Origin of the sequence: Blautia sp. DFI.1.216, assembly GCF_020594215.1 — a bacterium.
GTDB lineage: Bacteria > Bacillota > Clostridia > Lachnospirales > Lachnospiraceae > Blautia_A > Blautia_A wexlerae.
Genome location: NZ_JAJDML010000003.1, coordinates 115,555 through 138,475, shown reverse-complemented (window position 1 = coordinate 138,475; position 22,921 = coordinate 115,555). Strand labels below are relative to the sequence as shown.

Below are 22,921 nucleotides of genomic sequence, written 5' to 3'. Positions count from 1 at the left end.
GGACTTTCAAGGGGAGTATAAATAATTAAATAAGGGGTTTATGTAAAAAAAATTTTTGAAGGGTAAATTCTTTTTACAGCTATGATTATAATATAGCTTGGTGAAAAAAGCAACATATTTTGATGAATATTCCCCCCGGTTTTTGGGATAATAGTCAATGTGAAGCACTTTCAGCGATGAAGTGTGGAAGAAAAAAACCGGATTTTGCAGAGTATCAGGAGATCCGGGCAGATAAATCTCATCAGGAGGAAAATAATAATGGCAAAAAACTATGAATCTGAGAGTAAAAACAGCAGAAATTACACAGGAACTTCAGATAAGAACAGCTATGGCAATGAAATGAACCATGCTGGTAATGCAAAAAACAGTGTGAAAAGCAAAAACGAGACAGATTGTAGAAGTAAAGCAAAAAATAAAACTTCCCAGTCTTACAGCTCAGAAGAAGACAGATATTGATTGGATCAGGAGGGGGAAATGCCCCTCCTGATCTGCTGTGAGCCAATTTATGTGTCGGCTGTTTTTTGTCAGGCAGTGGCACATCTGTCCCTGATATCATATGATATAACAAAAAGGAGTCTGCCATGTTTCCGGTGGAAACGATTTCTGCAAAAATGCTGGATTATTATGTGGGCCGAAGGGACACGTTGATCATAGATCTGAGAGAAAAAGAGTCTTATATGCACAGTCATGTAAAAGGAGCCGTAAACATGCCATATGGAGAAATAGACGGATATACAGCCTTTCCAAAAGGGAAAATACTGGTTCTGTACTGCGACAGGGGCGGGGCAAGCCTTCTGCTTGCAAGGCAGCTTGCAAAGCTTGGGTACTGTACCAGGTCTGTTATAGGCGGTTTTGGAGCATATCGGGGAAGAAATCTTGTAATTTCGCCATAAGCATGATAAGGTGTAAGAGAAAAAATACGAACCGGTATATCTTCAGGTTATTTCAGAAATCAATCTGTCGGCATACCTATTGTGCCAACAAGTTGATTTCTCGAACAATCTTGCGTCTAAATTTCTTATTTCCGCGTTGTCGTCGGTCGCCGTAGCCACCGCTACGCCTCCTTCCTCCGCCTTGAAATAAAAAAATTTATCCTGCAAGATTGTTTCAAGAATCAACTCGTCGGCACACTATAAAAGAGGAGACACAAAACTATGAAATATATGTTTGCATCAGATGTCCATGGTTCTGCATACTACTGCAGAAAAATGCTGGATGCCTATAAAGAAGAAAAGGCAGAACGCCTGGTACTGCTGGGCGATCTGCTCTATCATGGCCCGAGAAATGATCTTCCCAGAGAATATGCTCCCAAACAGGTCATTTCCATGCTTAATGACATGAAGAAAGAAATTTATGCTGTACGTGGGAATTGTGAAGCTGAGGTCGATCAGATGGTCCTGCAGTTTCCGGTTATGGCAGACTACTGTATTCTGAACCTGGATGGAAGAACCTTTTATGCCACACATGGGCATATTTACAATGAAAATAATCTGCCTCCGATCCAGGAAGGAGATATTCTGATCCATGGACATACCCATGTACTGAAAGCAGAGCAGAAAGAAGGCTATGTACTTCTCAACCCGGGTTCTGTTTCCATTCCAAAAGAAGGAAACCCGCCTACATATGCGATCTTTGAGGACGGTGTGTTTACAATTAAGGATTTTGAGGGAAATATTGTTAAGAGCATAGAATTATAGGGAAGTCCCATCTACATATAGAAAGGATAAAGAATGGAAAAATTTGAACTGATCGCTCCATGTCATTTCGGTATGGAAGCTGTGCTGAAACGTGAGATCCTTGATCTGGGCTATGAGATTACCAAAGTAGAGGATGGAAAAGTAACATTTGAGGCAGATGCACAGGGAATCGCAGATGCCAATATCTTTCTGCGTTCCACAGAAAGAATCCTGCTGAAAGTAGCAGAAGTAAAGGAAGAAACCTTTGACGAGCTTTTTGAAAAGACAAAAGCCCTGCCATGGGAAAATTATATTCCCAAGGATGGGAAATTCTGGGTTGCCAAGGCCAATTCTGTGAAGAGTAAGCTCTTTAGCCCGTCTGATATCCAGTCCATTATGAAAAAAGCCATTGTAGAGCGTTTGAAGGGCGTATACGGGGTGTCCTGGTTTGAAGAGGATGGGGCAAGCTTTCCTATCCGCGTGGCATTTATGAAAGATGTGGCCACGATCGGTATTGATACCTCAGGGGTATCTCTGCATAAAAGAGGATATCGTAAAATGACAGTGAAAGCTCCGATCACAGAAACACTGGCATCTGCTCTGATCATGCTTACACCATGGAATAAAGACAGGATTCTGGTAGATCCTTTCTGCGGAAGCGGTACCTTTCCTATTGAAGCAGCAATGATGGCAGCAGATATTGCACCCGGCATGAACCGTTCCTTCCTTGCTGAGGAATGGAAGCATCTGGTTCCGAGAAAATGCTGGTATGATGCAAATGAAGAGGCACAGGACAGGATAAATCTTAATATTGAAACAGATATCCAGGGCTTTGACATTGATCCTGAGGCGTTGAAGGCTGCCAGAGCTAATGCAAAAATGGCAGGTGTGGACAAGCTGATCCATTTCCAGCAGAGAGCGGTAAAAGATCTCCGCCATCCCAAACCATATGGATTCATCATCACAAACCCTCCTTATGGGGAACGACTGGAAGAAAAAGAGAATTTAACTCAGCTTTATCGTGAAATCGGGGAAAGCTATGAAAGGCTTGACAAGTGGTCCATGTATCTGATCACATCTTATGAGAAAGCGGAGAACGATATCGGGCGAAAAGCAGATAAAAACCGTAAGATCTATAATGGTATGCTTAAGACCTATTACTATCAGTTCCTTGGGCCGCGCCCACCGAAGAAAAACCGTAGCTGAGTGCTTATGTAATTGCGAAAAATCAAAATAAAAAGAGGATACAAAGGATTATGAAAAAAATAATTTTTGCTACCGGAAATCAGGATAAAATGAGAGAAATCCGCGAGATCCTTGCAGATATGGATGTAGAGGTTGTTTCTATGAAAGAAGCGGGAATCCATGCAGATATTGTAGAGGATGGTTCTACTTTTGAGGAAAATGCTGTGATCAAGGCGAAGACTATCTGCGAACTGACAGGGGAGATCACTCTGGCAGATGATTCCGGTCTGGAGATTGACTATCTGAATAAAGAGCCGGGCATTTATTCTGCCCGTTATATGGGAGAAGATACCTCATATCATATCAAAAATGCAAGTCTGATAGAGAGACTGAACGGAGTTCCGGACGAGAAGCGTACTGCAAGGTTCGTATGCGCCGTTGCAGCGGCTTTTCCGGATGGAAGTGTAAAAACAGTGCGTGGAACAATGGAAGGCCGTATAGGCTATGAGGAGAAGGGAGAGAACGGCTTCGGCTATGATCCGATCTTCTACCTGCCGGAATATGGATGTACTTCTGCAGAGCTTTCCGGCAAAGAGAAAAATAAGATCAGCCACAGGGGAAAAGCATTACGTGCCATAAAGGATGAACTGAAATGAAGGTACTGATCGTCAGCGATACTCATGGACAGGATGAGAATCTGGAAGAGACAGTGCTCAGAGAAGCTCCCTTTGATTATCTGATCCACTGTGGTGATGTGGAAGGCAGAGAGATTTTCATTGAGGCACTGGCAGAGTGCCCATGTACGATTGTCGCAGGAAATAATGACTTTTTTACAGATCTTCCCTATGATGAAGAAGTTACCCTGGAGGGACATAAGATACTGGTTACACATGGACATCACTATTTTGTGTCCCAGGATTATGATAAACTTGTTGAGAATGCGCAGGCTAAGGGATGTAAGATTGCAATGTATGGTCATACTCACATGCCTTTGATCGAGAATGAGGATGGGATTCTGGTAATTAATCCCGGCAGTCTTACCTACCCGCGTCAGAGAGGCCGCAGGCCAAGCTATGCAGTTATGCAGATAGAAGAGGGAAAAGATCCTCAGGTCGAGATCAGATACCTCTGAAAAATTATTTAACTGAATCAGGTAAGTTACTTGCGGAGGTTGCGAATATCCGCCTGACTCATCTGACTGTATATTTTTGAGGTATTGTTGATCGGATAACGGCAATACCTCTTTTTGCAGATACGTGACAGTAAAAAAATAGAAGAAAAAATAAAAAAAGTTAAGATTTTTTTATTGTATAAAAAAAATATCTTTTTACAAAAAATCTCAAAAATCAGTAAAAAACCCCTTTTTGCGAACAAAAAAAACGATTTTTTCGAAAAAAGTGAAAAGCCCGCAAAGCCTTGTGTTTAGCGGGTTTCAGGAACTTTTTGAGGGATAAAAAATCACTTTTTCAAAAAAAATCAAAAAAAAATGAAAAAAGGTGTTGACATTTGGGGTTGCTTAACATATAATATGTCTTGCGTCGGACAACGAAGCACAAATAAATAAAGAAAAACAGCGGGGTGTGGCTCAGCTTGGCTAGAGCGCCTGGTTTGGGACCAGGAGGCCGCAGGTTCGAATCCTGTCACCCCGACTGCTGTAACAACAACATTACCGTTTCAGCGAAATGCGGGTGTAGTTCAATGGTAGAACACTAGCCTTCCAAGCTAGATACGTGGGTTCGATTCCCATCACCCGCTTCTCTGTATGTACAGAGAGATGTGTCTGTAGCTCAGCTGGATAGAGCAACGGCCTTCTAAGCCGTGGGTCGGGGGTTCGAATCCCTTCAGGCACGCTGTGGTGGGTATAGCGCAGTTGGTTAGCGCGCCAGATTGTGGCTCTGGAGGCCCAGGGTTCGAATCCCTGTATCCACCCTTCGCCTTTGGGCTATCGCCAAGCGGTAAGGCACAGCACTTTGACTGCTGCATTCGCTGGTTCGAATCCAGCTAGCCCAGTCTTTTATATGGAGCATTAGCTCAGTCGGTAGAGCACTTGACTTTTAATCAAGTTGTCCGGGGTTCGAATCCCCGATGCTTCATTAATAGCGGAAATCTTCTGTGAGGTTTCCGCTATTTTATTGCTTTTGCAGAGTGCGAGAATGATTTTTCAGGTACACTCTGAGAATATGAGAAAATGCGGATATGGCGGAATTGGCAGACGCGCTGGTTTTAGGTACCAGTGGGCTTCCCGTGCAGGTTCAAGTCCTGTTATCCGCATTTAGAAAAAGTACCGGTTAAAACGGTGCTTTTTTGTTTTACAGGCATAGTTTTTTGTTGTATAGTTAAGTTATAAACAGGACAGGGAGATTTTGACTATGGATATACAGAAATTTCAGCAGAAACTTACAGAAGTATGTGAACTTGGAGAGAAGAATGGCAAAGTATTGAAACCGGAACAGATAAAGGAATGCTTTGGCGAACTTGACCTGGATAAGTCACAGTTGATTAAGATATTACAGTATTTAAAATTAAAAGGTATTTCCATTGAGGGTGCCGAGGAGATTTCAGCAGCATCTCAGACCGGACCGGAAGAAGTATCCGAAGAAAAAGAAGAAAAAGTTCCTCTGACAGCGGAGGAAGAGGCATATCTGAAAGAATATCTGGAAGGTCTTGAAGAACAGGAGCAGGGAGAGAGAAGTGCGGAAGAACTTTTTGAATTGCTTTCAAAGGGAGATGCTCTGGCACAGGCAGAGCTGTCACAGAAGTATCTGCATGCAGCAGCCGAAATGGCGGTTGAAATGAACTGTGAGGAGATTTTTATCGCTGATCTGATTCAGGAGGCAAATATAAGCCTTCTAATGGCTCTGGGAGAGGAAGAACCGGAAGAGAAAGATGAGAAATGGCTGCTTGGACGTATCCGGTGTGGAATCCGCCATGCTATCGAGGAGCAGACACAGAGGAAATTTGAGGATGACTATCTGGTAGCAAAGGTGGAGAAGCTGGAAGCGGCAGTTCGGGAACTTACAGAGGATGAAGAGGATGAAAGTTCAAAGTTCAGTGTAGAGGAGCTGGCGATTATTCTTGATATGGATGAAGAAGAAATCAGGGATGTGCTGCGGCTTACAGGTGATGATAAATAATGCAGTGATGTAGCATTACGGGAAAGGAGAGGGTGATTATGAGTATTCCAACACCACACAACAGTGCAAAGAAAGGTGATATTGCAAAGAAGGTTCTGATGCCGGGAGATCCGCTGCGTGCGAAATATATTGCGGAGACATATCTGGAGAATCCGGTATGTTTTAACACAGTGAGAAATATGTTTGGTTATACCGGAACTTATAAGGGTGAGCAGATATCTGTCATGGGCAGCGGTATGGGGATGCCATCTATGGGTATTTACAGTTATGAGCTTTATAATTTTTATGATGTAGAGAAGATCATTCGTATTGGCTCTGCAGGTGCGCTGCAGGATGATGTAAGCGTAATGGACGTTGTGATCGCCATGAGTGCATGTACGGATTCAAATTATGCAAGCCAGTATCAGCTGCCGGGGACTTTTGCTCCTACAGCAAGTTATGAACTGGTTGCAAGGGCTGTAGAGGTTGCGAAAGAGCAGGGTACACCGGTTCGTGTGGGTTCTGTTGTATCTTCAGATGCGTTCTATGGAGATAATCCGGAGAGTTCGAAGGCATGGAGAAAGATGGGGGTTCTCTGTGTGGAGATGGAGTGTGCGGCGCTGTTTATGAATGCTGCGAGAGCCGGTAAGGAGGCACTGGGGATTCTTACGATTTCGGATCATGTTTTCAGGGATGAGGCAATTTCTGCGGAGGCCAGGCAGACTTCGTTTAACAGGATGATGGAGATTGCTTTAGGAATTTAAGGGTTAATGACGACTGTTCTCAAGAAGAGCGATTGAAAAATTTCTCATATTGTGTTAATATCAAAACAATATGGGAGGTATTTTGAATGCAAATTAGAAAATCGGCGGAGGATTATTTGGAGGCAATTTTGGTGTTGTCTAAACAGGGGGGCGGTGTTCGTTCTATTGATATTGCGACGATGCTTGGGGTATCGAAACCGAGTGTGAGTCATGCGATGAAGCTGTTACGTGAGGATGGCTATATCGCGATGGATCGTTATGGTACGGTGACGCTTCTGGATAAAGGGGCTCAGATTGCAATGCATATTTATGAACGCCATACAGTGTTGAGTAAGATGTTGGAACGTCTCGGCGTAAGCCCGGAAGTTGCAAAAGAAGATGCGTGTAAGTTAGAGCATGACCTGAGCGATGAGAGTTTTACTAGGATAAAGGAGCACTTCCACAAGGTGATTGGGGAAGTTGAATAGCGGATAAAATAAACTCCCCCCGTCGGATGAATTTCTGACGAAGTGGGGAGTTTATTTTTTAAAGTTAGTCATCTACTATTTCTGTTACATAGCTTCCATGCCCGTCTATAGCAATAACTTTTTCTTTTCCACCTTCTGTTTGAAATATCCATGGAGCAGAATAAGGATTACGAAAAAAGGCTTACAACGAATGGTGGTGTGGTACAATGCTGTAGAAAGAAGAATGCTGGAAAGCCGTATAGTCGTATGAAGGAGAAACTCACATGCAGTTTGATGAGAGGAAAGAGGGAATAGACCCTCTGACCTACTCTGCATATTATTCTGTCTGCTTCTGTGGAAGCTGTGCAAGGATGATAGCAGCAAACATGATGACACATCCAAGGATTTCTTTAGTACTTAGTTGCTGTCTGAGGATGATCCATCCGGCTAGGACAGAGATGCAGGATTCCAGGCTGAGTATCAGGGATGCTACAGTTGGGTTCATGTTTTTCTGACCGATAATCTGCAAGGTGTAAGCTACTCCGCATGACATGACACCTGCGTAGAGGATTGGCTGCCATGCTGCCAAGATGGATGAGAGTTCCGGATGCTCAAGGAGCAGAGCGGGAATGCCGGAAAGGATACCACATGTCAGGAACTGAATGCAGGAGAGCTTTACTCCGTCTACTTTTGGAGAAAAGTAGTCGATGACCAGTATGTGCAGTGAAAATAGAAATGCGCATACCAGTACGAGCAGATCTCCTTTTCCGATAGAAAATCCATCTGTGATGCACAGGAGATAAAGTCCGATCAGAGCCATTGCAACGGCAGCCCAGATAAATTTTGTGCATTTTTTGCCAAGGAATAGTCCGATGACAGGGACGATCACAATATAACAGGCAGTGATAAAGCCGGCTTTTCCGACGGTTGTATACTTGATGCCGAACTGTTGGAAATTGCTTGCCAGACAGAGGCAGATACCGCAGGCGATACCGCCGATAATCAGAGTTTTTTTCTCCTGCATATTGGATACAGTATTACTTGAGGTGTCAGATCTGCCAGATGCTTTGGAAGCAGAATCTGAAGGAGAGTTTCTCTTTTTCAGAATAAAAATCAGTGGAATCAGAACGACTGCTCCGATAAGGGAACGGACGGCATTAAAAGTAAAGCCTCCTACGTATTTCATTCCTACGCTTTGAGCCACAAAAGCGATACCCCAGATAATCGCTGCGAGAAGCAGGAGCAGGGAATTTTTTAAAGGGATCTGTTGTTTTTGCATGATGTGTGTAATCCTTCCTTATATTAATGTGTAAAATAATAAAGTGTAAATAGAATGTATAAAATGTGGATAAAACAAAATATTTATTCATTCAGTGTGGACAGAGGCACTGGAATTTTGTAACTGTTCAGTGCCCTCATATTATAAAATATTTCAAATATATTTTAAGAGTGCCGGTGCCTTATTGATCTGAAAATGAATAAACACTTTCATAATTATACATCATAGATATAAAAAGAGAAAGAAGATTATAGAAATAAAAAGAAGCCTCTGCAGGAGACTTCTTTTTGTAAATGTGTATCTGATATTTATATCAGATAAAGATATATTTCAAAATAAACAATACAGCGAGCACATACATCAGTACACTGATCTTCTTTTCTTTTGCTTTACCTGTAACAACGTTGATGATCACATAGGAGATAACACCCATGGAGATACCTTCAGAAATGCTGTACAGGAACGGCATTGCGATAATCGCGATAAATGCCGGGATTGCTTCAGTCATGTCGTTGAAGTCAATCTTGGTTACTGATGTGAGCATCAGGAATCCAACGATGATCAGAGCCGGTGCTGTGGCAAAGGACGGGATTGCCAGGAAAATCGGGGATAACAGCAGTGATAATCCGAAGAGGATGGCTGCTATCAGGGAAGTAAGTCCTGTACGTCCGCCTTCAGCAACACCGGAAGCACTCTCTACGAAAGTAGTAACTGTGGAAGTACCACACATAGCACCTACTGTAGTTCCTACTGCGTCAGAAAGAAGAGCACCTTTGATGTTTGGAAGTTTGCCTTCTTTGTCAAGCATATCAGCTTTGGAAGCAACGCCGATCAGTGTTCCAAGTGTATCGAACATATCTACAAACAGGAATGCAAACATAATGACTACGAAATCAAGTGTGAAGACAATGGAGAAGTCCATTTTCATAAATGTGGGAGCCATGCTTGGGATGGAGATTCCGTTTGAAAAATCAGGCAGGAGGCTGAACCAGCCGGCTGCAGGATCAGGTTTGTAAAGTCCTGTCAATTGACAGATAATGCCAAGTCCCCATGTGATCAGGATACCCCAGAGAATGTTTCCTTTTACACTCTTAACAAGAAGGATGGCGGTGATGAGAAGTCCGATCAGCGCCAGAAGAACTGTAATTCCTTCTGTATTGAAGGTTCCGCCGGAAACGGAGGATTTAAAGGAAAATACACTTACCAGAGTGGAGTCGTTGTTAACTACGATCTTAGCATTCTGCAGTCCGATGAAAGCAATAAACAGTCCGATACCAACAGATACTGCATGTTTCAGGTTCATTGGGATCGCATTGAAAATTGCCTCACGCACATTGGTCAGAGATAACAGGATAAAAATAATACCCTCTACAAATACAGCTGCCAGTGCCTGCTGCCAGCTGTAACCCATGCCAAGAACAACAGTGTAGGCAAAGTAGGCATTCAGGCCCATGCCAGGTGCAAGAACGAATGGATAATTAGAAAGCGCAGCCATCAGACAGGTGGCAATAAAGGATGACAGTGCGGTCGCTGTAAAAACAGCTCCTCTGTCCATGCCGGATGCTTCCAGAATGTTTGGGTTTACAGCCAGAATGTATGCCATTGTCATGAATGTGGTAATACCTGCCATAACTTCGGTCTTTACATCTGTGTGGTTCTCTTTGAGATGGAATAATTTGTCAAGATTCATAATCTTTCCCCCTTTTGATTTTAAAAATTGCCGGCTGTTTTGTGGTGTCTCAGATAATCATCCCGAAAAAACAGGGTGAAACTCCTGGAATCAATCGTCTCGGCATATCGTTTTGTTAACGATATGCCGGAAAAACACCATCAGAATCTGTATTTCCTGCAGTTACAGAATCTTTCTTCCGGCTACATATTTAGCGGTAATATTGCGGTCATCGGAAAGGTAGATCAGTCTTTCGAGTCTGTCCTTCGGAGAGAGCTTCAGTGGAGTTGGAATAGTGCTGTCATTAAGCACAACCGCATCAAATTCATACCCCTCCTTAAAGCTTCCAACCTTTCCAAAGAAGGAACCGCCTCCTTCTGTTCCCATATAAAAGGCTTCTTCAACAGTGAGCGGCTTCATGGAAGAATCAACCAGCCGCCAGTACAGCTTGGAAACCTGAATAGCATCAGCCATGGCACGCAGAATAGAAACGGAAGTTCCACCTGCAATGTCAGAGCCCAGTCCGATGTGTAAGCCTTCGTCCAGATAACGTCTCGCAGGAGAGATACCTGAGGAGAGATTTGTGTTGGACTGCGGACAATGAGCAATATAAACGCCCTGCTTTTTCATAAGGGCAATTTCTTCATTCGAAGAATGAACACAATGAGCCATGATCGTTGGACAGTCACCGCCGAAAAGATCAAACTGGCTATATGCTTCTCCATAAAAATGTGTATTCGGGCAAAGCTCCTTCACCCAGGCAATTTCACCGAAATTCTCAGAAAGGTGAGACTGCATCGGCAGGTGATACCTCTTCTGAATCTCCGAAAGCTTCTCCATCAGCTCATCAGAACAGGATGGAGTAAATCTCGGAGTAAGGATCGGCTTTACATTTTCAAATTTATCAAGCGTATCCTTAATCCACTGAACCGTAGCATCAGCAGAAGCCTGAGCACTCTCTTCCTGCAACTGCGGAGAACCATTACGGTCCATATTTACCTTGCCGACCATAGCCTTTATTCCGGTTTTATCCAGTTGTTCCATCAGGATCTCGGTAGCAGGGACATGCAGAGTTCCGAAAATACATGCTCTTGTATTCGGGCTCTTCTTCATATCCTCAGCGAAAACAGAATAAGCCTCTTTTGCAAACTCTGTATCTTCATAACGTGCTTCCTGCGGAAAAGTATAAGTATTCAGCCAGTCCAGCAGCTCAAGATCCATACCCGAGGCACGAAACGTATACTGCGGAGCATGAAGATGCAGATCAGTCAGTCCCGGAATGATCAGCTCATCGCCAAAATCTGTACATGAGATTCCTGCAAATTTCTCAGGAAGCTCATCAAACACCCCTGCACATCGCCCATCTTCACATACTAAATATCCATTTTCAGTGATGGAAAGTTCTGTCAGAGAATTACTGTAGCAAATTGTTCCCTTTAAAACAAAAGTCCGTTCGTTCATAACCATACCTCCTTTTTGTGGTTAAGGAAAGGCAAAAAAAATCTACCGATGCTGCCTTTACCTCATTCTTTCTCCCTGGGGAGAGAACTTATAGACAACTATTACGGTAGTTGGTAGAAACGTCCAACCGATTATGGACATATATAAGTTTACTTATATTGTTTATAAAATGATTATAAAATATTTGTAGTTAACTGTCAATTCCTTTCTGCAATTTAATTTAATATTCTTTTTGCATTGCTATTTGATAATTCATAGTCTATAAAGCATTTTACAGGCAGAATTTATATAAAGTATATGATATCCCATGTGAACTTATACAATCTCTTTCATATTTAAAGTCTTTCTTATTCATGTAGGCTTTTAACATGCGAATTGATACGATATTTTCCACCTTCCAATTACCAGCTTAGAAAAATATTTTATCTGCTATGCATTTGCAGGCATCTTAGAGATTCTTAGTCCTCTTAAATCTTCTCATGCTTTTAGCAGATTTCAGATGACTTAGAATCTCTTAGATGCCGAAACCGCATAGCAGATAAAATATTTTTCTAAGCGTCCCTCATTTTATTATTAAAATATGATATAATACTCTCCAATATCAAAAAGAAAGGAAAAACAAACATGCAGCTAGACAAAGAAAACATAAAAAAAATTCGATGGCTCATCGCATTCGCAATTCTCTTATACCTGGGTGTCCAGAACCTGCACATAGTCATCAGCACTGTCAGAGTTCTGCTTGGCTTTCTCTTTCCGTTCATCATTGGCTTTGGAATTGCTTTTATCCTCAATATTCCAATGAAATTCATAGAACATCATCTGTTCGGAAAAGTCCTGAAACAAGAGAAAAAAACAGCCCAAAAACTGGCAAGACCGGTCAGCCTGGTGCTTTCTATCTGCTTTGTGATCTGTATAATCGTGATCGTTATGCTGGTAGTAGTACCGGAACTGGGGGCAACATTCGTAAACATAGCGAAAAAGATAGAAGAAAATATTCCGGTTTTTCAGAAATGGATCGACAATGTATTCGGAAACAATCCGGAAGTTGTGAAATGGGCGCAGTCTCTTGACATTGAGCCGGGAAAAATAATCGATTCTGTACTCGGCGTACTGAAGAACGGAGTCAATAACATTGTTTCCTCCACAGTGTCCATCACCATGGGACTTCTGACTACTGCAATGAATGTATCCATTGGCTTTGTATTCGCCTGCTACGTCCTTTTGCAGAAAGAAAAGCTCCTGCAGCAGATAAAAAAAGCAATGTACGCAATGTTCCCGGAAAAACCGGTCAGATATCTGGCACATGTATGGAATCTGGCAAACAGGATTTTTTCCAGCTTTATTACCGGACAGTGTATCGAAGCTGTGATTCTTGGAAGTATGTTCTTTGTATCCATGACAATCCTGCATTTTCCATATGCAATGCTGGTGGGTGTCCTGATTTCATTTACAGCATTGATCCCGCTGTTTGGCGGAATTATCGGATGTTGGGTAGCATTTTTTCTGATCCTTATGATAAGTCCTGTAAAAGCAGTTCTGTTTCTGGGACTTTTCCTTATCCTGCAGCAGATAGAAGGAAACCTGATCTATCCTCATGTGGTAGGTGGTTCTGTCGGGCTTCCATCCATCTGGGTACTGGTAGCTGTAACACTTGGCGGCAGTCTGATGGGAATTGCGGGAATGCTGATCTTCATTCCGACAGTATCTGTCATCTATACACTTTTCAGAGAGTGGGTATATGCCCGTCTTGAGAAAAAACAGCTTGTTTTATGACGAAATGATTCGTGATGTGTAGAAAGATGTATTATTGTCCGGACAAACTTGGTAACAAATTTGTAAAAGGACTGTAAATCAGTGTAAGGTCTCTGTAATTGTAATTAATTCGATATTTCTGTATTATAGTGATATCTGGTTAAAAATGGAAGGAGATCTTAAGATGGACATCTTAAAAGGTAAACGTTATGATATTATGAATGTGCTTTGGGAAGAGGGAAGACCATTGTCTGCTTTTGAGATCAATGACATTGCACCGGAACTGAAAATGCCGACAGTAAGAAGATGCCTGGAGCTTCTTTTGAAAGAGAACCTGATCCAGGTTGCGGGAACTTCAATGAACGGCAAGGTGTATGCAAGAAATTATACCCCTCTTCTTTCAAGAGAGGATTATTTAAAGGGAAATGCCAAAAGCAGAAAGATTAATCCGGTGGAAATGATGAATGCGCTTCTGGAATCTGATGGGATTACAGTGGAAGAGTTGGAAAAACTTCAGGAGCTTATCGATAAGAAACGTGCGGAACTGGAAAGCAGATAATCATAAACATAGCAGATAAAAACGGACATGGCCATCTGGCTGTGTCTTTTTTGTGCCATTTTTTTACAGAATTGCAATACTGTATCAGGTAATAAAAACAGCCAGATGAATAAAGTGTCCATCTGGCTGAATCTGTTATCAATTAATTATTTCTTGTTCTGCTCAACTTCTTTTAACATCATAGCGCGAACTTTCAGTGGAAGTCCGAACAGTGTGATGAATCCATCTGCATCGTGGTGGTCATAGAGGTCACCTGTTGTGAAAGATGCAAGAGATTCATTATACAGGCTGTATGGAGAAGTTGTACCGGCTTTGATGATATTGCCTTTGTACAGCTTGAATTTCACTTCACCTGTTACATATTTCTGTGTGGATTCAACGAATGCCTGGATTGCCTCGCGAAGTGGTGTATACCATTTTCCTTCGTAAACAACCTGAGCGAACTGGCTGCCAAGTTTCTTCTTGGTTTCCATTGTCTCACGGTCAAGTGTAAGTTCTTCGAGCTGTTCGTGAGCTGCCATCAGGATAGTTCCGCCAGGAGTCTCATATACGCCACGGGATTTCATACCAACAACACGGTTTTCAACGATATCAACGATACCGATACCGTTCTCGCCGCCTAATTTGTTGAGCTCTGTGATGATCTCGGAAACTTTCATTTCTTTGCCGTTTAATGTTTTCGGAACACCCTGCTCGAATGTCATGGTAACTTCTGTTTCTTTATCAGGGGCTTTCTCAGGTGTAACACCTAAAACAAGCATATTGTCATAATTTGGAGCCTGTGAAGGATCTTCCAGTTCCAGACCTTCATGGCTGATATGCCATAAGTTTCTGTCACGGCTGTAGCTGTGGCTTGCATCGAATGGAAGGTCGATTCCGTGAGCTTTACAGAATGCGATCTCATCTTCACGTGACTGCATGGTCCATTTGTCTGTCATACGCCATGGAGCGATGATTTTGATGTCAGGAGCAAGAGCTTTGATGCCAAGTTCGAAACGGATCTGGTCATTACCTTTACCTGTAGCACCGTGGCAGATAGCAACTGCGCCTTCTTTACGTGCGATCTCAACTAATTTCTTAGCGATTGCCGGACGGGCCATGGATGTACCAAGGAGATATTTGTGTTCGTATACAGCACCTGCCTGTACACATGGAACGATGAAGTCATCACAGAATTCATCTACGATATCTTCGATATATAATTTGGAAGCACCGGAAAGCTTTGCTCTTTCATCCAGTCCGTCCAGTTCGTTTCCCTGACCGCAGTTTACGCAGCAGCAGACAACATCGTAATCAAATGTTTCTTTTAACCATGGGATTAAGGCTGTGGTATCAAGACCGCCTGAGTATGCTAAAACGACTTTTTCTTTCATGATTGTATTCCTCCTGAAATTGGATTTTATTATTTTCCTGATTTGTAAAAATTTCCTGAGATATCCGTTTGCCGAAAGTAAATGAATAGGTCGGGAGTTCAGCGCATTATTTTTGAATAAATGCGGTAATTTCTGATTGAAATTTTTGAATAAATATTCAATGCGGAACAAGATGATTTCGTGTGATTCCGCTTAACAAGTGATAATATACACCTTTTTTTATAAATATGCAATAGAAAAATGCAAAAAAGTTTTATCTGTTTTTGCATAAATATGCAACATAATATAGGAAAAGACAGGGGGAAATCCGTGAACTGAAATAAAATCCATGTAAAAACATTGAAAAATGACTATTGCATATTATGCAGGTAAGATGTATAATTAGTCCAGCACTCTGATAGAGTAAAGTTTTACTATGAAATGAAGATCGCCGGATGAGGCGAAGATGGAGGAAATTATTATGATTAAAGCAGGAATTATCGGTGCCACAGGATATGCAGGTAACGAGATCGTGAGACTGCTTCTGGGACATAAAGATGTGGAAGTTGCGTGGTATGGTTCAAGAAGTTACATTGACCAGAAATATGCAGATGTTTATCAGAACTTTTTTAAATTGGTAGATGCGAAATGTATGGATGATAATATGGAAGCATTAGCTGATGAAGTGGATGTGATCTTTACAGCTACTCCTCAGGGACTCTGTGCTTCTTTAATTAATGAAGGAATTCTTTCCAAGGCGAAAGTTATTGACCTGAGTGCGGATTTCCGTATTAAAGATGTGAAGAAATATGAGAAATGGTATGGTATCGAGCATAAAGCTCCGCAGTTTATTGATGAGGCGGTTTATGGTTTGTGTGAGATTAACCGTGAGGATATAAAGAAAGCCAGATTGATCGCGAATCCGGGATGTTATCCGACATGTTCTACACTTTCTATTTATCCGCTGATTAAAGAGGGACTGATCGATCCGTCTACCATTATTATTGATGCGAAGTCCGGTACTTCAGGAGCTGGACGTGGAGCGAAGGTTGCTAATCTTTTCTGCGAAGTGAATGAGAATATCAAGGCTTATGGTGTTGCTACTCACAGACATACACCTGAGATTGAGGATCAGCTTGGTTATGCGTGCGGCAAAGAGGTGCTGATTAATTTTACACCTCATCTGATTCCTATGAATCGTGGTATTCTTGTGACTGCTTATGCTTCTCTGACTAAGGATGTTTCTTATGAAGAGGTGAAGGCAGTTTATGATAGGTATTATGAGAATGAAACTTTTGTCCGCGTACTTGACAAGGATGTGTGTCCGCAGACGAAGTGCGTGGAAGGAAGTAATTATGTGGATGTGAACTTTAAGATTGATCCGAGAACTCACAGAGTTATTATGATGGGGGCTATGGATAATCTGGTTAAAGGTGCTGCAGGACAGGCTGTGCAGAATATGAACCTGATGTTTGGATTTAAGGAGGCTGAGGGACTGCTGCAGGTGCCGATGTGTCCGTGATAGATTAATGGAAAGGGACGCTCCGGAAATTATTTGGTTTTGAACGCGGTTTCGGGGCTTACTAACTCTAAGTGCTCGTGAATTTGCTAAAGGCATGAGGCGGCTTGTCAAACTCGCTCCGTTGCAAACTTCGCTCAGACAGTGATGCAGCCGCCTCATAACGCAAATTCCCGAGCACTAAGAGTTACTACAGCCCCTGCAAATGCGTTCAAAACCAAATAATTTCCGGAGCTGACTTTTCAGGACGGAAGAGATGTGGATGTCTGACGGACGTGACTGCGCAGGGAAGTTGCGGCAGTCGCTGAGCGTAGAGGATGTGGACGGGAAACAAGATAGTTTGTCTTATTATATAGAAAGGATTGAGGTTTTATGAAGATTATAGATGGCGGCGTTACGGCGGCTAAGGGATTTAAGGCAGCGGCTGTTGCGGCTGAAATTAAGTATAAGGGCAGAACGGATATGGCTATGGTTTACAGTGAGGTGCCATGTGTGGCTGCGGGGACTTTTACTACCAATGTGGTGAAGGCTGCGCCTGTTAAATGGGATCAGGATATTGTTTATAATCATCCGTCTGCACAGGTGGTGATCTGTAACAGTGGTATTGCCAATGCATGTACTGGTGCAGAAGGTTATGGTTATTGTAAGGAGACTGCAGATGTGGCTGCTGAGATTCTTGGGGTGGCTGCTGACAGTGTGCTGGTTGCTTCTACAGGTGTGATTGGTATGCAGGTTCCCATTGACCGTATTAAGAATGGTGTGAAGATGATGGCGCCGAAGCTGGATGGTTCTCTGGAGGCTGGTACTGAGGCGGCGAAGGCAATCATGACTACTGATACCAAGAAGAAAGAGGTTGCTGTTCAGATTGAGATTGGCGGTAAGACGGTTACTGTTGGTGGTATGTGTAAGGGTTCCGGTATGATCCATCCGAATATGTGTACAATGCTTGGGTTTGTTACTACTGATGCGAAGATTTCCAAGAAGATGCTGCAGGAAGCGCTAAGTGAGGATGTTAAGGATACTTACAATATGGTTTCTGTTGATGGAGATACTTCTACTAATGATACAGTTCTTCTTCTGGCTAATGGTCTGGCTGAGAATCCGGAGATCACAGAGAAGGGTGAGGATTACGAAACCTTCAAGGCTGCGCTGAATTATATCAATACTACTCTGGCGAAAAAGATTGCTGGTGATGGTGAGGGCGCGACTGCGCTGTTTGAAGTGAAGATCATTGGTGCAGAATCTAAGGAGCAGGCGGTTACACTGAGTAAGTCTGTTGTTACTTCTTCTCTGACAAAGGCGGCTATCTACGGTCATGATGCGAACTGGGGAAGAATCCTGTGTGCTATGGGATATTCCGGTGCGAAGTTTGATCCTGAGAAGGTGGATCTGTTCTTTGAGAGTAAGGCTGGTAAGATCCAGATTATTGAGAATGGTGTGGCTGTGGATTACAGTGAAGAAGAGGCGACGAAGATTCTTTCTGAGGAAGCTGTCACAGCAATCGCTGATGTGAAGATGGGTGATGCCACAGCAACTGCATGGGGCTGTGACCTGACTTATGATTATATAAAAATCAATGCAGATTACCGTTCATAACAAAATTCTGTGAATAAGGGTGATTTTAACCGAATCAGGTAAGTCTCCTGATTTAATTGCGAAAAGCAATAAGCAGGAATGGAGAACAGACATTGACTGGAAAAAGGAGAGAATAATGGTTAATCAGAAATATTTAGATAAAGCGGAGGTGCTGATCGAGGCGCTTCCTTATATTCAGAGATTTAATCGTAAGATTGTAGTTGTAAAGTACGGCGGAAGTGCCATGCTGGATGATGAACTGAAGAAGAATGTGATCAAGGACGTTGTTCTTCTGAAACTGGTTGGTTTCAAACCGATCATCGTTCATGGCGGTGGTAAGGAAATCAGCCGCTGGGTTGGCAAGGTAGGTATGGAGCCGAAATTTATTAATGGTCTTCGTGTAACAGATAAAGATACTATGGAGATCGCAGAGATGGTTCTTGCGAAGGTGAACAAGGAACTGGTTGCCATGGTGGAATCTCTTGGTGTAAATGCTGTTGGTATCAGCGGTAAAGACGGTGGTCTGCTGAAATGCCGCAAGAAACAGACAGAGGGCGGAGACATCGGATTTGTTGGCGAAGTTACAAAGGTTGAGCCGAAGATTCTGGAAGATCTTCTGGAGAAAGATTTCCTGCCGATCATTTTCCCGGTAGGTTATGACGATGAGTTCGCTACTTATAATATTAATGCGGATGATGCGGCATGTGCCATTGCAGAGGCTGTTCATGCTGAGAAGCTTGCATTCCTTTCTGATATTGAAGGCGTTTATAAAGACAAGGATGATCCGTCCAGCCTGATCTCTGAACTTCATGTAGATGAAGCACAGAAACTGATCGATGACGGTTATGTAGGCGGAGGTATGATTCCGAAGCTGAAAAACTGTATTGATGCCATTGAAGAAGGCGTTAACAGAGTCCATATCCTTGACGGAAGAATTCCTCACAGCTTACTGCTGGAGATCTTTACAAACAAAGGTATTGGTACTGCGATTCTGAGAGAAGACGGGGAGAAATATTACAATGAACATGAATGAACAGATGAAGGAATCCGAAGAGAGTATCCTTCACACCTATAATCGTTTTCCTGTTGTTTTTGAAAAGGGACAGGGATGTTATTTATATGATTCCGAGGGAAAGGAATATCTGGATTTTGCAGCAGGTATTGCTGTAAATTCTCTGGGATATCATTATCCGGGATATGATGAAGCATTAAAAGATCAGATTGATAAGCTGATGCATATTTCCAACTTATATTACAATGAGCCGATCATCGAAGCAGGTGCGAAGCTGGTAAAGGCAAGTAAAATGAGCAAGGCATTCTTTACCAACAGTGGTACAGAAGCAATCGAAGGTGCTTTAAAAGCAGCTAAGAAATATGCATATGTACGTGACGGACATGCAGATCATGAGATCATTGCCATGAACCATTCCTTTCATGGAAGAAGTATCGGAGCACTTTCCGTGACAGGAACTGCTCATTACAGAGAGCCCTTTGAGCCTCTGATGGGTGGTGTGAAGTTTGCGGATTTTAATGACCTTGAGAGCGTAAAGGCTCAGATCACAGATAAGACCTGCGCAATTATCACTGAGGTTGTTCAGGGTGAGGGTGGTATCTATCCGGCGAAGAAGGAATTTCTGGAAGGTCTGCGTCAGATCTGTGATGAGAAAGATATTATGCTGATCTTCGATGAGATCCAGTGCGGTATGGGAAGAACCGGACATTATTTTGCATGGCAGGCATACGGTGTACAGCCGGATATTATGACAAGTGCCAAGGCTCTTGGATGTGGTGTGCCGGTAGGTGCGTTTGTACTGAGCGAAAAAGCTGCCAAAGCTTCTCTGGAGCCAGGTGATCATGGTACAACTTACGGTGGAAACCCGTTTGTATGTGCTGCAGTCAGCAAAGTATTTGACATTTATGAGAATGATAAGATCATTGAACATGTACAGGAAATGACTCCATATCTGGAACAGAAACTGGATGAAATTGTTGCAAAACATGAATGCGCTGCAACAAGACGAGGCATGGGCTTCATGCAGGGAATCGTGATCCAGGGCCGCCCGGTTGGAGAAGTTGTAAAAGCTGCTCTTGCAAAAGGACTGCTGGTGATTTCTGCAGGCAGTGATGTACTGAGAATCGTACCTCCGCTTGTGATCACAAAAGAACACATTGACAAGATGGCTGCAATTCTGGATGAGTGTATGGAATAATTTTAGATACTTCAAGAGATATTTGAATATTTTTGCAAAATGCTCCGGGTATAATCAATAACTGATTATATCCGGAGCATTATTTTTGCAGAGAAAATACCATCTTTATAGGTAAAGTCACAGGCACCGCCGTTTTTGTCGGTAATGTGGCGGACAGATTCGATTCCTATTCCATTTCCGGAGTGTTTGGAGGATTGGAAAATATTGTTTTTTTGCTGTATTTTGCCATCGAAGGTATTTTCCACATGGATCAGAAGGAGATGATTATGGTGGGGATAAACTTCCACGTTAATCTTTCTGCGGGCGGGCGCTGTTTTTACACTTGCCTGGATGGCATTTTCCAGCAGATTGGAAAACACAAGGCACAGATTAATCTCATCTATGGAAAGATCAGCAGGCAGGGAAACCAGTGCATGAAAAGGAATGTTTTCTCTTTCTGCAATGGTGGAATAATATCCGAAAACACTGTCAACAGCCTGATTTTCACAGAAATGCAGGTTATAGTCAGAGATTTTGCCGGTTGCAGCAGAGAGATATTCTTTAATTTTTTCTATGTCACCCTGTTCTGCCAGAGTGGACAGACGGACAAAATGATGGCGGATATCGTGACGTGCCTGCCTTGCTTCTTCAATGGCCATGCAGAGATTCTCGTATCTTTCCTGTTGAAGGGAAAGAAAATGGTTCTCCTGCTGAAGTCTGGCATTTCTGTTCAGGCTGACTGCCATCATAAGAAACATAACATAAAACAGAAGCAGGATTATGAGCAGTACAAGACTGAAAACAATATAACACTGCAGGACTCGCCCGGTATATAAAGTACCGCGGTATTTAGGAATCATAAAAAGATTCACTCCGATGAAGATTACCGGAAGAATCCAGAATACATACCAGGTCTGGGCAAAGTTCTCGTCTGTGACCATTGTCTGTACACAGTGGCAGGCAGGATACCAGGCTGCCAGAACAAACAGCAGGCAGATGACATTATAGAAAATTCCTGCACCAGTGTGCAACCACAGTTCGTTTTCTGTAATATGTAGGTCAGCAGTCATAAGGGCATTGACTGCCCGGGACAGACTTTTGACACATGTAAAAACTGCGAAGACTGCCAGAAAAATACTGACGGATTTCCAGACAGAGATTTTTAATGTTTTATGGTAAATGAGCATAATGACAGGCAGCAGAGGAAACAGGAACCATCTGGTCGGAATTTGCAGGGCACAGCAAACTGCCCCTCCCAAAATACAGATTCCCAGAAGAAGGGGAAGAAGCCATGCTGTCAGCTTAAGCGGTGTCTGCCTCAGATAGTTCTTTACAGGCAGATATGCCAGCAGTATACCGGGAATGATTACGGAAAGTTCAAGTACAGGGCGAAGTATGTCAGTCATTTCAGGACCTCCTTTGGAACAGAAATTCCATAAATGTCTGTCTGGCGTTTTTCAGCAGCTTCCGGCTGACAGGAACATTGCTTCCGTTATCAAGGCGAAAGCCTGATCCGTCAAAATCAACGGCATGCTCCAGATTGATCACAACGCCCCGGTTGCATCGATAGAAACGTGAGTCCATTTTCAGGGAGGTTATGAAGGAATCAAAGGACTGGCGGGTGGCCAGTTCCCTTTCACCGGCAGTGTGGATGTGGATCATATGGGAAAAATGCTCTGCGTAGATTATTTTCCGGAAGGGAATCTGAATATTACTGCCGTTTACCTTTACATCTATGTATTTCCCGGAATCCGGGATGCGGGAAAGGATTTCATCGGCCAGTGCGGAAATATCATTTTCACTGTAGGGCTTTACAAGATAGTGCAGAGCCCGGACCTGGAATCCCTCTAATGCATGGTCGGTAGAAGTTGTTGTAAAGATTAGCAGACAGTCAGTATCTGATCTGCGAAGTTCTTTTGCTGTATCAATCCCGTTAGAACCATTCATATAAATATCCAGAAACACTACCGTGAAAGGACATTCCTTCGCTGCAGTGAGGAAAGTTTCTCCATTTTCATATTCAAATATATCTACGTGGACATTGCGCCTGGAAAATTGAGATTCCAGTCTGTTGCGAAGCAGTGTCCGTTCTTCTGAAATATCATCAACAATTGCAATTCTCATAGTAAATCTTCCTTTATTTATAAAATGATGTTAGGGTCAAAAGGCATTTTGCCCCTAACTTGATATCTACGAATTGCTTCGCTGCAAAGCAGCTCCCGCAATTCTCAAACATTCGAAATCCGCTGATTTACTACGTAAATCGCTGCTTTCTCATGTTTGGCGGGTCCCAAGTTCAAAAGTCTTATCGTGCAAGCACGAACGACTTTTTGAACTTTTGACCCTGATATCATAAAATTCTGCTATAAGTATATCACAAAA

At 42.7% G+C, this 22,921-nt stretch carries 21 protein-coding genes, 7 tRNA genes and 1 riboswitch; of the genes, 22 read left to right on the top strand and 6 right to left on the bottom strand.

The genetic code is table 11. The features are described from left to right. Nucleotides 1–258: 258 nt before the first annotated feature. The 16 genes from LJE11_RS02340 (at nt 259) to LJE11_RS02265 (ending at nt 7,205) form a co-directional block, all read left to right on the top strand. A complete protein-coding gene (locus tag LJE11_RS02340; RefSeq protein WP_022379894.1) occupies nt 259–456 on the top strand; it encodes a hypothetical protein in 198 nt (65 codons plus the stop codon). 125 nt (nt 457–581) lie between these two features. Continuing rightward, nucleotides 582–893 (top strand): rhodanese-like domain-containing protein, encoded by a 312-nt coding sequence (locus LJE11_RS02335; protein ID WP_025581338.1) that lies wholly within the window; start codon nt 582–584, stop codon nt 891–893. A gap of 261 nt (nt 894–1,154) precedes the next feature. Further along, a complete protein-coding gene (gene yfcE, locus LJE11_RS02330; RefSeq protein WP_055053062.1) occupies nt 1,155–1,697 on the top strand; it encodes a phosphodiesterase in 543 nt (180 codons plus the stop codon). A 33-nt stretch (nt 1,698–1,730) separates the two neighbouring features. Then, entirely contained in the window at nt 1,731–2,882 is a 1,152-nt protein-coding gene (locus LJE11_RS02325; RefSeq protein ID WP_227295447.1) for a THUMP domain-containing class I SAM-dependent RNA methyltransferase, read from the top strand. A 50-nt stretch (nt 2,883–2,932) separates the two neighbouring features. Further along, nucleotides 2,933–3,517 carry an XTP/dITP diphosphatase gene (locus tag LJE11_RS02320; protein WP_020437077.1) on the top strand — a complete coding sequence of 195 codons (585 nt, stop codon included), beginning with the start codon at nt 2,933–2,935 and terminating at the stop codon, nt 3,515–3,517. Further along, nucleotides 3,514–3,993 carry a metallophosphoesterase family protein gene (locus LJE11_RS02315; RefSeq protein WP_173704477.1) on the top strand — a complete coding sequence of 160 codons (480 nt, stop codon included), beginning with the start codon at nt 3,514–3,516 and terminating at the stop codon, nt 3,991–3,993. The genes LJE11_RS02320 and LJE11_RS02315 overlap by 4 nt, the downstream gene beginning before the upstream one ends. Before the next feature lie 442 nt (nt 3,994–4,435). Beyond that, a tRNA-Pro gene (locus tag LJE11_RS02310) sits at nt 4,436–4,510 on the top strand. 35 nt (nt 4,511–4,545) lie between these two features. Beyond that, nucleotides 4,546–4,616, top strand: a tRNA-Gly gene (locus tag LJE11_RS02305). A 21-nt stretch (nt 4,617–4,637) separates the two neighbouring features. Further along, a tRNA-Arg gene (locus LJE11_RS02300) sits at nt 4,638–4,711 on the top strand. 5 nt (nt 4,712–4,716) lie between these two features. Next, nucleotides 4,717–4,790 (top strand) — tRNA-His (locus LJE11_RS02295). A 9-nt stretch (nt 4,791–4,799) separates the two neighbouring features. Next, nucleotides 4,800–4,871 (top strand) — tRNA-Gln (locus tag LJE11_RS02290). Nucleotides 4,872–4,881: 10 nt separating this feature from the next. Next, a tRNA-Lys gene (locus LJE11_RS02285) sits at nt 4,882–4,954 on the top strand. 97 nt (nt 4,955–5,051) lie between these two features. Continuing rightward, a tRNA-Leu gene (locus tag LJE11_RS02280) sits at nt 5,052–5,132 on the top strand. A gap of 98 nt (nt 5,133–5,230) precedes the next feature. Next, nucleotides 5,231–5,995: a hypothetical protein gene (locus LJE11_RS02275; RefSeq protein WP_008706220.1), complete on the top strand. Its 765-nt coding sequence runs from the start codon at nt 5,231–5,233 to the stop codon at nt 5,993–5,995. Nucleotides 5,996–6,033: 38 nt separating this feature from the next. Beyond that, complete coding sequence (gene deoD, locus LJE11_RS02270; protein ID WP_022380050.1) at nt 6,034–6,738, top strand: purine-nucleoside phosphorylase; 705 nt, start codon at nt 6,034–6,036, stop codon at nt 6,736–6,738. An 86-nt stretch (nt 6,739–6,824) separates the two neighbouring features. Further along, nucleotides 6,825–7,205, top strand: coding sequence for a metal-dependent transcriptional regulator (locus tag LJE11_RS02265; protein ID WP_055053059.1), 381 nt, complete (start codon nt 6,825–6,827; stop codon nt 7,203–7,205). A gap of 316 nt (nt 7,206–7,521) precedes the next feature. On the opposite strand, the gene LJE11_RS02260 is transcribed toward LJE11_RS02265, so the two are convergent. The 3 genes from LJE11_RS02260 to LJE11_RS02250 form a co-directional block, all read right to left on the bottom strand. Continuing rightward, on the bottom strand, nt 7,522–8,448 hold the full coding sequence (locus LJE11_RS02260; protein WP_055053085.1) for a DMT family transporter: 927 nt from the start codon (nt 8,446–8,448) through the stop codon (nt 7,522–7,524). 328 nt (nt 8,449–8,776) lie between these two features. After that, nucleotides 8,777–10,153 carry an NCS2 family permease gene (locus LJE11_RS02255; RefSeq protein ID WP_173679297.1) on the bottom strand — a complete coding sequence of 459 codons (1,377 nt, stop codon included), beginning with the start codon at nt 10,151–10,153 and terminating at the stop codon, nt 8,777–8,779. Nucleotides 10,154–10,315: 162 nt separating this feature from the next. Continuing rightward, nucleotides 10,316–11,593 carry an amidohydrolase family protein gene (locus LJE11_RS02250; protein ID WP_330584124.1) on the bottom strand — a complete coding sequence of 426 codons (1,278 nt, stop codon included), beginning with the start codon at nt 11,591–11,593 and terminating at the stop codon, nt 10,316–10,318. A 71-nt stretch (nt 11,594–11,664) separates the two neighbouring features. Then, a riboswitch (purine riboswitch) is annotated at nt 11,665–11,760 on the bottom strand. A gap of 457 nt (nt 11,761–12,217) precedes the next feature. On the opposite strand from LJE11_RS02250, the gene LJE11_RS02245 reads away from it, so the two are divergent. Together LJE11_RS02245 and LJE11_RS02240 are read left to right on the top strand one after the other, a co-directional pair. After that, the gene (locus tag LJE11_RS02245; protein ID WP_173702378.1) at nt 12,218–13,366 is read left to right on the top strand and encodes an AI-2E family transporter; all 1,149 of its coding nucleotides are present in this window, start codon (nt 12,218–12,220) and stop codon (nt 13,364–13,366) included. Nucleotides 13,367–13,529: 163 nt separating this feature from the next. Further along, a complete protein-coding gene (locus LJE11_RS02240) occupies nt 13,530–13,904 on the top strand; it encodes a BlaI/MecI/CopY family transcriptional regulator (RefSeq protein ID WP_020993513.1) in 375 nt (124 codons plus the stop codon). A 146-nt stretch (nt 13,905–14,050) separates the two neighbouring features. Here the strand turns inward: LJE11_RS02240 and LJE11_RS02235 are convergent, their stop codons facing one another. Continuing rightward, nucleotides 14,051–15,277 (bottom strand): argininosuccinate synthase, encoded by a 1,227-nt coding sequence (locus LJE11_RS02235; protein WP_008706208.1) that lies wholly within the window; start codon nt 15,275–15,277, stop codon nt 14,051–14,053. Between the two features lie 460 nt (nt 15,278–15,737). On the opposite strand from LJE11_RS02235, the gene argC reads away from it, so the two are divergent. The 4 genes from argC to LJE11_RS02215 all read left to right on the top strand — a co-directional run bounded on the left by argC (nt 15,738) and on the right by LJE11_RS02215 (nt 20,560). After that, nucleotides 15,738–16,778 carry an N-acetyl-gamma-glutamyl-phosphate reductase gene (gene argC, locus LJE11_RS02230; RefSeq protein ID WP_227295445.1) on the top strand — a complete coding sequence of 347 codons (1,041 nt, stop codon included), beginning with the start codon at nt 15,738–15,740 and terminating at the stop codon, nt 16,776–16,778. A gap of 369 nt (nt 16,779–17,147) precedes the next feature. Then, nucleotides 17,148–18,371: a bifunctional glutamate N-acetyltransferase/amino-acid acetyltransferase ArgJ gene (gene argJ, locus LJE11_RS02225; RefSeq protein WP_227295443.1), complete on the top strand. Its 1,224-nt coding sequence runs from the start codon at nt 17,148–17,150 to the stop codon at nt 18,369–18,371. Nucleotides 18,372–18,486: 115 nt separating this feature from the next. Next, nucleotides 18,487–19,383, top strand: a complete 897-nt coding sequence (argB, locus tag LJE11_RS02220; protein ID WP_020993510.1) for an acetylglutamate kinase — start codon at nt 18,487–18,489, stop codon at nt 19,381–19,383. Further along, nucleotides 19,370–20,560: an aspartate aminotransferase family protein gene (locus tag LJE11_RS02215; RefSeq protein ID WP_118566446.1), complete on the top strand. Its 1,191-nt coding sequence runs from the start codon at nt 19,370–19,372 to the stop codon at nt 20,558–20,560. Before argB ends, LJE11_RS02215 begins: the two co-directional genes overlap by 14 nt. A gap of 65 nt (nt 20,561–20,625) precedes the next feature. Here LJE11_RS02215 and LJE11_RS02210 read toward each other — a convergent pair whose 3' ends face one another. Both LJE11_RS02210 and LJE11_RS02205 read right to left on the bottom strand, forming a co-directional pair. Then, complete coding sequence (locus tag LJE11_RS02210; RefSeq protein WP_195480757.1) at nt 20,626–21,945, bottom strand: ATP-binding protein; 1,320 nt, start codon at nt 21,943–21,945, stop codon at nt 20,626–20,628. Between the two features lies 1 nt (nt 21,946). Next, nucleotides 21,947–22,663: a LytR/AlgR family response regulator transcription factor gene (locus LJE11_RS02205; RefSeq protein WP_195480756.1), complete on the bottom strand. Its 717-nt coding sequence runs from the start codon at nt 22,661–22,663 to the stop codon at nt 21,947–21,949. Nucleotides 22,664–22,921 lie beyond the last annotated feature (258 nt).